Below are 9,448 nucleotides of genomic sequence, written 5' to 3'. Positions count from 1 at the left end.
ACGGGTACAAGGACGAATGGGCCGCGGTTCTGGAGGATCCGGACAAGCTCTCGCGGTTCGTCTCCTTCGTCAACGCCCCCGAGGAAGCCGACCCGACCATCTCGTTCGACGACACCGGAGAACGCAAAGTACCGGTGCTGCTGGGCATTCCGGAAATTCCGGTCACACACTGAGGCGGGACTCACAGTGCCGCCACGCATGGGAAATAGGCGCGTAATCGCGTGGAAACAGTCCGCCGGTACCAATAGGTAGGGCGTTCGGAGGAGAATTACCGATGACCGTTATCGATACACCCGCATATGCTCCTGTCGTGACGACCGGCTGGACCCGGGCCTGCAGGCTCGACCAGCTGATTCCCGGCCGTGGCGTGGCAGTGCTGCTCAGGGGCGGGCGGCAGGCCGCACTGTTCCTATTGCCCGGCGGCACCATCCACGCCGTCGGCAATGTCGACCCGTTCGGGCGCGCGGCGGTGATGTCGCGCGGGATCGTCGGCGACCGCGCCGGTGTGCCGGTGGTGGCCTCGCCGCTGCTCAAGCAGGCATTCTCCCTGCTGGACGGGCACTGCCTGGACGATGCCGCCGCGGCTCTGCCGGTCTATGCTGTGCGTGTGGACGACGGGCTGGTATCGGTATCCAACGAACCCGTGGACTGCCCGTGAACGAACAGCTTCCCCTGGAGGGATTCACCGTCGGCGTGACCGCTGCCCGGCGCGCCGACGAACTCTCCACGATCCTGACCCGGCGCGGCGCGACCATCGTCACCGCGCCGGCCATTCGGATCATCCCGTTGGCCGACGACACCGAATTGGAACGGGTCACAAGGCAATTGGTCGCCGACCCGCCGCAACTGGCCGTGGCCACCACCGGAATCGGCTTCCGCGGCTGGATGGAGGCCGCGGAGGGCTGGGGGCTGGCCGAGGACCTGCGTTCGACGCTGGCCTCGACCCGGCTGCTGGCCCGCGGCCCGAAGGCCAAGGGCGCCATCCGCGCCGCCGAACTGCGTGAGGAGTGGTCTCCGGCCTCGGAGTCCTCGGCCGAGGTGCTCGATCATCTGCTCGCCGAGGGCGTGGAGGGTGTTCGCGTCGCGGTGCAGTTGCACGGCGCGACCACCGAATGGGAGCCGGTGCCCGACTTCTGCGAGGTATTGCGTTGCGCGGGAGCCGATGTCGTGCCGGTGCCGGTGTACCGCTGGATCCCGCCGGAGGATCAGGTGCCGATGGACCGGCTGATCGAGTCGATGATCACCGCCGGGCTGGATTGCGTCACCTTCACCAGCGCCCCGGCTGTTGCCTCGATGCTGATGCGCGCCAAGGAAACCGGGCTGCTCGAGGGCGTGTTGCACGCACTGCGGACCCGGGTGCTGCCCGCCTGCGTCGGATCGATCACCGCCGCACCGCTCGAGGAGCTCGGCGTGAGTACCACGATGCCCGCGCGGGCGCGCCTGGGTGCGCTGGCGCGGCACGTCGCGGAGGAACTTCCCCGGCGCGCCAACCGGATTCACGCCGCCGGGCACGAACTCAGTGTGCGCGGCGGATGTGTCGTGGTCGACGGGGCGGTGCGTCAGCTCGCACCCGCGCCGATGGCGCTGATGCGGGCGCTGGCCCGCCAGCCCGGCCGGGTGGTGTCCCGAAGTGATCTGCTGGCCGCGCTGCCCGGCGGCGGCGAGGACACCCATGCGGTGGAGACCGGGATCGCCCGGCTGCGCGCCGGACTCGGCGCGCCGAAAGTCATTCAGACCGTGGTGAAACGGGGCTACCGGCTCGCGATGGATCCGGCCGAGTGCGTGGACAACAATCCGCGTCCGGCCGTCGGTGGATCCGTGTCTCCGGGACGCCCGCCGCATCCGGCCCCGCTGGCGGGAGTGTGGTGAGCGTCCCTGCTCTGGTGCTGGTCGCGCACGGCACCAGAAGCGCCCGCGGTGTGCGCATGATCAGCGACCTGGCCGAGGCGGTATCACGCGAACTGCGGGGAACCGCTGCGCCCGAAGACATCTCGGTTCCCTTGGTGCGTACGGCCTTCGTGGACGTGCTCGGCCCGGTGCCCTCGGAGGTGCTGCGAGATCTGGGATCTGTTCCGGCCGTGGTGGTTCCGGCGTTCCTGGCCTCCGGATACCACGTGTACCAGGACGTTCCGCGCGAGATCGGGGAGAGCGGACATCCGTCGGTTTCGGTCACCCCGGCCATGGGCCCGGATGTCGCCCTGGCACGGGTGATGCGGCTGCGATTGCGTACGGCCGGTTGGCGTCCCGGCGACGCGGTGGTCTTAGCCGCCGCCGGCTCCTCCGACCCCCGTGCCCGCCGTGATGTCCGCCGAGCCGCGACCCTGCTGTCCGCGCAACTGGACACCCCCGCCCAGGTCGCGTACGTCGCCACCGGATCGCCACGGGTCCCGGAAGTCGTTGCGGCACTGCGCGAATCGGGCTCACGATGCGTCTTCATCGCCTCGTACCTGCTCGCGCACGGCCTGTTCCACCAGCGACTGTACGAGGCAGGCGCGGACGGCGTCGCCGAACCCATCGGCATCCATCCGGCGGTCGTGCGCCTCCTGGTCGGTCGCTACCACGCCGCCGTACGAGATCTGATCCGCACCGCTGCCTGATCGGCTGTTGTGCGCTGCCGCAGACGCGTGCGGGACGCAGGGATTATGTTTCAGTGCAATATAATTCGTGAACGACCACGGTTCGGAAGAGTGTTCGCTGACCGGCCACGCGGCCCGGCAGGACCGTCCGGTCGGCCATCGGCACGCCGAGAATGCGTTCGACCCCTGTACAAGGTCGGCCTTGTACAGGGGTCGAATTCGCGGCGATGACCGTCAGGCGCGGGCCTGGACTTTCAGGTCGCCGTTGATGACGGTGCGGGTCATGTCGCGGGCCAGCATGTCGTGCGGGAAACCGAGATCGATGGCGCTGACCTGGGCGAGGCGGGCCAGGTGGGTGGCGTCGAATTCGACGTCGAGGGCGCCGAAGTTGTCCTCGAGCTGGTCGGGGGTGCGCGCACCGATGATCGGGGCGGTGACCGCCGGGTTCTGCAGTGTCCAGGCCAGGGCCACCTGGGCGGGGGTGCGACCCAGATCCGCGGCGACCTCCTGGACGACCTGGGCGATGCGCAGGCTGCGCTCGGTCAGCGAGCCCTGAGCCAGTGCGACGCTCTTGCGCGAGCCCTCGGGCGAGGTGATGGTCTCACCCTGCAGATCGGCGGCGCTGTACTTACCGGTGAGCACGCCGTTGGCCAGCGGCGACCACGGAATCACTCCCAGGCCCATTTCGGCGGCCATCGGGATCAGATCGCGCTCGGAGGTGCGCTCCACCAGGCTGTATTCGATCTGCAACCCGACCAGCGGTGACCAGCCGCGCAGATCGGCGATGGCCTGCATGCGGGAGACCTGCCAGGCGGGAGCGTCGGAGATCGCCACGTAGAGCACCTTGCCCTGACGCACCAGATCGTCCATCGAGCGCAGGATCTCCTCGACCGGCGTCGTGAAATCCCAGGCGTGCAGGTACAACAGGTCGATGTAATCCGTATTCAGCCGTCGCAGACTGGATTCCACCGAGGTGACCATGCTCTTGCGGTGGTTGCCGCCGGAATTGGGATCGGTCGGATTGCGCAGCATGGTGTATTTGGTCGCCAGCACCAGGCTGTCGCGGTTGTCGCGGGTGAATTCGCCCAGTAGACGTTCGGAGCTGCCGTTGGTGTAGGCGCTGGCGGTGTCGATGAAGTTGCCGCCCAGCTCGACGTAGCGGTCGAACAGCTTGCGGGCGTCATCGGTGTCGGCGCCCCAGCCCCAGTCCGCGCCGAAGGTCATCGTTCCCAGGGCCAGCGGCGAGACTCGCAGTCCGGAACGTCCCAGCAGCCGATAGGTGTCCAGGGTGAGGGACATCTTGTTCTCCTGTACTCGTGATCCGATGTCGAGAACCAGTCTGTTGCGCGGGACGAGTGTGGTTAAGGGAGAGTTTTGCCTAGGAACGCCGGTCCTACCCGGCCGTAGGATCGATGGCGATGACGCACACCGTGGATACCACCCAGGAATTGGCCGCCTTTCTGCGAGCCCGGCGCGAGCGCCTGGACCCGCGCGATTTCGGCCTGCCGCAACGTCGGCATTCCCGGCGCACCCCGGGGCTGCGTCGCGAGGAGGTCGCCGAACTGGCGGGGGTCAGCACCGATTACGTCGTGCGTCTGGAACAGGGCCGCGGCCTGCGTCCCTCGGCCGAGGTGCTCGAGGCGTTGGCCGGTGCGTTGCGCCTGGCTCCCGACGAGCGCGCATATCTGTTCGATCTGGCCCAGCAGCGCGCACCCGCGATCGGCAAGCCCGCGAGCACCGCGGACCCGGCGCTGGTCCGCTTGGTGGCCGATCTCGCGCCGCTGCCGGCGATGCTGGTCAACCACCGCTACGACATTCTGGCCTGGAATCACGAAATGTCCCGCGTGCTGGTGGATTTCGAGAAATTGCCGCCGCGTCAGCGCAATTCGATGTGGATGTGCCTGATGCATCCGCGGATGCGGGACGGGTTCTACGTCGACCGGGAAACCATTCTGCGCGAAGGGATCGCGGATCTGCGTGCGGCCTGGGCCGCCCATCCCGAGGATCAGGTGCTGGCCGATCTGATCGCCGAATTCATCGCGGCCGATACGGAATTCGCGACGATGTGGGATCAGCGCGACGTCCGGGTGAACGGTCGCGGCACCAAGGTGCTGCGGCATCCGGAGGTCGGGCGGATGGCCGTGCAGTTCGAGGTGTTGATGCCGTTGCAGGATCCCGATCAGCGGCTGGTGATCTATCGGGCGGTGGACCCGGAGAGTCAGTCGGCGCTGGACCGGCTGTGCGCGGAGTGAGATTCGAAAAAATTCGCGAGGATGTGTCGAATCGTGGCGGTCGGCTCCGACCGAAGGATGACAGCAGGTTCACTTCACCCGAGGAGCACATCATGACCAGCGTCAGCACCTTCATCTGGTTCGACAGCGAGGCCGAGCAGGCCGCGGAGTTCTACACCGCGGCGGTTCCGGATTCACACATCACCGGCATCACCCGCAACGCGGACGGCTCGGCCTTCGTCGTGACGCTCGAGCTGGCCGGTCACGCGGTCACGCTGATGAACGGCGGCCCCGGACATCCGCACACCGATGCGGCATCCATCCAGGTCCTGGTGGACGGTCAGGACGAGGTCGACCGGCTGTGGGCGGCCCTGACCACCGACGGCAAGCCCGGTCCCTGCGGGTGGCTGACCGACCGGTACGGACTGTCCTGGCAGGTCGTCCCGTCCGAACTGCCGGAACTGCTGGGCGGTGAGCATGCCGCCGCGGTGGGTGCCGCGCTGAACGGCATGTCCAAGATCGACCTGCCCGGTCTGCGGGAGGCGCACCTGCGCGGCTGAGCACGCGCTCAGCGGGACCACTCGGTCGCATCCGGTGTGCGGATGCGACCGATACTCGCCTGGAAACCGACGACCCGCTCGGATTACCCACCCACGACGGAGCGAATGCCGTAGGTTTGCCCGGAATCGTCCAGTGTGCATCCGGATACGAGGAGGGCGAGTGCGGTCAGCCGGGATCGGCACCGGTGAATTCCCGTTGTCGGCCGCCCAATGGCGATGGTGGGTGGCACAGCAGCTGTATCCCGACGTGCCCAATACCGTTGCCATGTACCTGGATCTGGCCGGGCCGCTCGATCTCGAGCTGCTGCGGAGCGCCATTGCCCGCGCGGCGTGGGAATTGCAGTCTCCGCATGTGCGATTCGTGCCCGATCCCGACGGGCCGCGGCAGATCCTGGATCCGGACGTATTCGGCGTCGTGCCCTGCCACGATCTCCTCGGTCGTCCCGATCCGGTCGGTGAAGCCCGCGCGGCGATGGAGAAAGACCATGGCGCACCCGTCGATTTGATCGCGGGTCCGATCACCGTGGCGAATCTGTACCGGGTGGACGCGGCGCGGCATCTGCTGTATCTGCGCAGTCATCACATGGTGCTCGACGGGGTCGGGGCCGCGGCCATCCTGCATCGCACGGCCGAGCTGTACAACGATGGGGAAAGTCCGGCCGCACAATCGGTTTCGGACCGACGGCGGCCTCTGACGATTCCGGAACTGCTCGATGACGAACGCGCGTACCGGAATTCCGCGCGCGCGAGCGTGGATCGTGAGTACTGGCGTGCGCAATTGTCCGGCCCGCTGCACTGCGCGGGCCTGGCGGGACGTTCGGCCGTGCCCGCGCCGCAGCCGCATCGCGTCGAGGCGACGATGTCGGCCGCGACCGCGGCACACCTTGCCGCCGCACGCGAACGGACCGGTGCGAGCTTCGCCGAACTGGTCGTCACCGCCTTCTCCTGCTATCTGGCCGCGGCCCTCGGGGTCGACGAGGTGATGGTGTCGCTGCCGGTCGCTGCCCGGCCGACCGCGGCGCTGCGCCGGTCGGCGGGGTCGGTGTCGAATGTGGTTCCGTTGCGGCTCCACGGGATCGGCGATCTGACGCTGCAGGAGATGATCGGGCAGGTCCGGGCGCGGGTGATCGGCGCACTGCGCCATCAGCGCTACCGGTACGAGGACATGCAGCGTGATCGCGGCGAATCACAGGTGACCCGAGGCGGATTCGGCCCGGTGCTCAATGTGCTCGGCTTCGTCGAACCGTTGCGGATGAGCGCAGTGACCGGTCAGGTTCGGCCGCTGTCGCTGGGTCCGGTGGAGGATCTGCTCGTCAACGGCTATCAACTCGGGCCCGACGAGCGCAGCGCCACCATCGGCATGCAGGCCAATCCGGCGCTGTACTCCGCGGCGGCGCTGCACTGGCATCATCACCGATTCCTGGACTACCTGGACCGATTCCTCTCCGCCGCACCGGATCGCGTCGTCCGGACGCTGGATCCGCCGCGCGTGCTCCCGGAGGTTCCGGAGGTACGCGCGGATCGTGTGCTGGCGGATCTGCTGCGCTGGCAGGGTGCACCCGACCGGATCGCGGTGCAGGCGGGTGCGCACACCTGGACCGGCGGCGAATGGGAACGGCTGTGCAACCGCTGGACCCGCGAGCTGATCGAATTCGGCGCGGGCCCCGGCGTTTTCGTGATGGTGGCCACACCGCGATCGCTGGAGTCGGTGCTCGCGGTCTGCGCGGTGGCGCGGGCGGGTGCGGCCTTCGTTCCGGTGGATCCGGCCGATCCGGCGCGTCGGATCGCGGCGATTGCGGCGGATTCCGGTGCACGCCTGGGGATTACGGTGCGGTCCGTGCGCGAGGAGCTGCCCGGTGCGGTGGATTGGCTGGTGCTGGACGATCCCGCGACCGTGGCGCGTGCCGAGCATCGTGACGCACATCCGGTCTCCGATGCCGACCGGAATCGCCCGCTGGACGTGCGGCATCCGGCCTATCTGATCTACACCTCGGGCACGAGCGGAACACCGAAGGGCGTCGTCGTCGGTCATGCGGGCATGGGGGCGTTGACCGATCATCTCGTCGAACACCATGGGGTGAACCGGGATTCGCGCGTACTGCACGCACATGCGCCCTCCTTCGACGCACATCTGCTCGAACTGCTCGCCGCCTTCGCGGCCGGTGCGCGGCTGGTGATCGAACCGACGACGGTGGTTGCCGGAGGTGCGCTGGCGGATCTGCTGAACGGCGCCGCGATCACCCATTTCCTCACCACACCCGCGGTATTGGCGACCCTGGAGCCGTGGCAGGTGCCCGGCCTGTGTGTGGCAGTGGTGGGTGGGGAGGTGTGCCCGCCCGAACTCGTGCGTCGCTGGGCGACCCCGCTGCGCCTGTTCAACGGGTACGGGCCGACCGAAACCACGGTCATGGCAACGCAATCCGATCCGTTGCGGGCCAGCGGCCCGGTGACGATCGGACGGGCGCTGCCGGGTGTGCGGGCGCTGGTGCTCGATTCCGCCCTGCGGCCGGTGCCGCCGGGCACTCGCGGCGAGCTGTATCTCGGTGGCCCGGGGGTCGCGCAGGGATATCTGGGCAGGCCGGGTGCGACGGCCGAGCGGTTCGTCGCCGATCCTTTCCGTCCCGGCGAACGCCTGTACCGCACCGGGGATCTCGTCCGCGCGGAGATGGATCGGACTCTGGAATTCCTAGGTCGCGTCGACGAGCAGCTCAGCGTGCGTGGACGACGGATCGAACCAGCCGAGGTCGAGGCCGCGCTGACCGCCTCACCGCAGGTGGCACAGGCGGCGGTCGCCGTCGCCGACGGACCTTCGGGGCCTCGGCTGATCGGCTATTTCGTTGCGGCCCAGGGAGTCGAGGCGGATCCGGCGGCGATCGTCGGGAGTCTGCGCGAGGTGCTGCCCTCGGCCATGGTGCCCGCCCAGCTGGTGAGCCTGGACCGGCTTCCGGTCACCGCGCACGGCAAGGTCGATCGGGCCGCGCTCGCGATTCCGGCCCAGGTGCAGCGGCCCTACCGGGCACCGGAATCCGTTCTGCAACAGCGGGTTGCCGAATGCTTCGCCGCGGCACTGGGGGTGCCGCGCGTCGGTCTCGATGACGACTTCTTCGAACTGGGCGGCAATTCGCTGGTGGGAGTGACACTTTCGGCCGATCTGGCCGCCGCGACGGATGCTCAGGTGACCGTGCGGTGGCTCTACACCAGCCCGACCGTGGGCGAGCTGGCCGAGCGGATCGCCGGTCATCGGGGCGGTGCGCAGACCGAGGACGGACTCGGTGCGGTCCTGGCGCTGCGTCGCGGCGGTTTCGCGCCGCCGCTGTTCTGCATCCATTCCGCGGTGCCGCTGGCCTGGTGTTATGCGGGGCTGGCGCGATACTTCACCGATCGTCCGGTGTTCGGCCTGCAGGGGATCGGCCCGGAGCGGGAACCGGATTCGGCCGTCACGATCGATGATCTCGCCGATCGCTATGTCGCGCACATACTCCGGATTCAGCCGCAGGGGCCGTACCATCTGCTCGGCTGGTCGCTGGGTGGGCAGATCGCCCATGCCGTCGCCGTGCGCCTGCGTGCACGCGGTTGTGCCGTAGCAGTTCTCGCGATGCTGGACAGCATCGTATTTCCCGACGGCACACCACCTCCGCCGACGCCGCGGATGCGCGATCTGCTCACCCATCTGCTCGGTGACGAACCCGAGGACGGCGATGCGCCGGCCGACCTGACCGCGGCCGATGCCGCGGCCGAGTTCGCCGCAGCCGGAACGAGTTTCGGCGCGGGTCTGACCGCGGCGCATCTGACCCGGCTGCATCGCGGCTATGTCGAATGTGTACGTCTCTCGCACGGCTACCGTCCGGGGGTGTACGACGGTGACCTGCTGTACTTCTCGGCGACCCGCGGTGTGACCGCACCGATCGGCGTGGACTTGTGGCAGCCATATGTGACCGGTGCGCTGATCGAACATCCCGTCCCGGCCGCCCACGCACAGCTCACCAATTCCGATGTGGTGGAGGTCATCGGCCCCCTGCTGGCTTCGCATCTACTCGGGCTGTCGACATGATTTCCTCAGAAGACCCTGCCGCACAACAGG

At 68.3% G+C, this 9,448-nt stretch carries 7 protein-coding genes; 6 read left to right on the top strand and 1 reads right to left on the bottom strand.

Annotated features, from left to right (window positions below):
- Positions 1-274 precede the first annotated feature (274 nt).
- The 3 genes from nirD to ON40_RS26270 are packed head-to-tail and all read left to right on the top strand — an operon-like array spanning position 275 to position 2,597.
- Positions 275-658 (top strand): nitrite reductase small subunit NirD, encoded by a 384-nt coding sequence (gene nirD, locus ON40_RS26280; RefSeq protein WP_040827210.1) that lies wholly within the window; start codon positions 275-277, stop codon positions 656-658.
- On the top strand, positions 655-1,869 hold the full coding sequence (locus ON40_RS26275; protein WP_040827208.1) for a uroporphyrinogen-III synthase: 1,215 nt from the start codon (positions 655-657) through the stop codon (positions 1,867-1,869). The genes nirD and ON40_RS26275 overlap by 4 nt, the downstream gene beginning before the upstream one ends.
- Positions 1,866-2,597 carry a sirohydrochlorin chelatase gene (locus ON40_RS26270; RefSeq protein WP_040827234.1) on the top strand — a complete coding sequence of 244 codons (732 nt, stop codon included), beginning with the start codon at positions 1,866-1,868 and terminating at the stop codon, positions 2,595-2,597. Before ON40_RS26275 ends, ON40_RS26270 begins: the two co-directional genes overlap by 4 nt.
- Before the next feature lie 213 nt (positions 2,598-2,810).
- Here the strand turns inward: ON40_RS26270 and ON40_RS26265 are convergent, their stop codons facing one another.
- A complete protein-coding gene (locus ON40_RS26265) occupies positions 2,811-3,875 on the bottom strand; it encodes an aldo/keto reductase (protein ID WP_040827206.1) in 1,065 nt (354 codons plus the stop codon).
- Positions 3,876-3,994: 119 nt separating this feature from the next.
- Between ON40_RS26265 and ON40_RS26260 the strand changes: the two genes are divergently transcribed.
- The 3 genes from ON40_RS26260 (at position 3,995) to ON40_RS26250 (ending at position 9,418) form a co-directional block, all read left to right on the top strand.
- Positions 3,995-4,828, top strand: coding sequence for a helix-turn-helix transcriptional regulator (locus tag ON40_RS26260; RefSeq protein WP_040827204.1), 834 nt, complete (start codon positions 3,995-3,997; stop codon positions 4,826-4,828).
- Positions 4,829-4,920: 92 nt separating this feature from the next.
- On the top strand, positions 4,921-5,367 hold the full coding sequence (locus tag ON40_RS26255; protein WP_040827233.1) for a VOC family protein: 447 nt from the start codon (positions 4,921-4,923) through the stop codon (positions 5,365-5,367).
- 160 nt (positions 5,368-5,527) lie between these two features.
- Complete coding sequence (locus ON40_RS26250) at positions 5,528-9,418, top strand: non-ribosomal peptide synthetase (RefSeq protein ID WP_040827202.1); 3,891 nt, start codon at positions 5,528-5,530, stop codon at positions 9,416-9,418.
- The last annotated feature ends 30 nt before the right edge of the window (positions 9,419-9,448 follow it).

This window comes from Nocardia jiangxiensis NBRC 101359 (assembly GCF_000308615.1).
Taxonomy (GTDB): domain Bacteria; phylum Actinomycetota; class Actinomycetes; order Mycobacteriales; family Mycobacteriaceae; genus Nocardia; species Nocardia jiangxiensis.
The sequence above is the reverse complement of the archived record's forward strand: the minus strand, read 5'-3'. Positions and strand labels throughout refer to the sequence as shown.

Bases quoted from the DNA above. Each gene is read 5' to 3' on its own strand.
- nirD (WP_040827210.1), top strand. From the start codon at position 275: ATGACCGTTATCGATACACCCGCATATGCTCCTGTCGTGACGACCGGC.
- ON40_RS26260 (WP_040827204.1), top strand. From the start codon at position 3,995: ATGACGCACACCGTGGATACCACCCAGGAATTGGCCGCCTTTCTGCGA.
- ON40_RS26265 (WP_040827206.1), bottom strand. From the start codon at position 3,875: ATGTCCCTCACCCTGGACACCTATCGGCTGCTGGGACGTTCCGGACTG.
- ON40_RS26255 (WP_040827233.1), top strand. From the start codon at position 4,921: ATGACCAGCGTCAGCACCTTCATCTGGTTCGACAGCGAGGCCGAGCAG.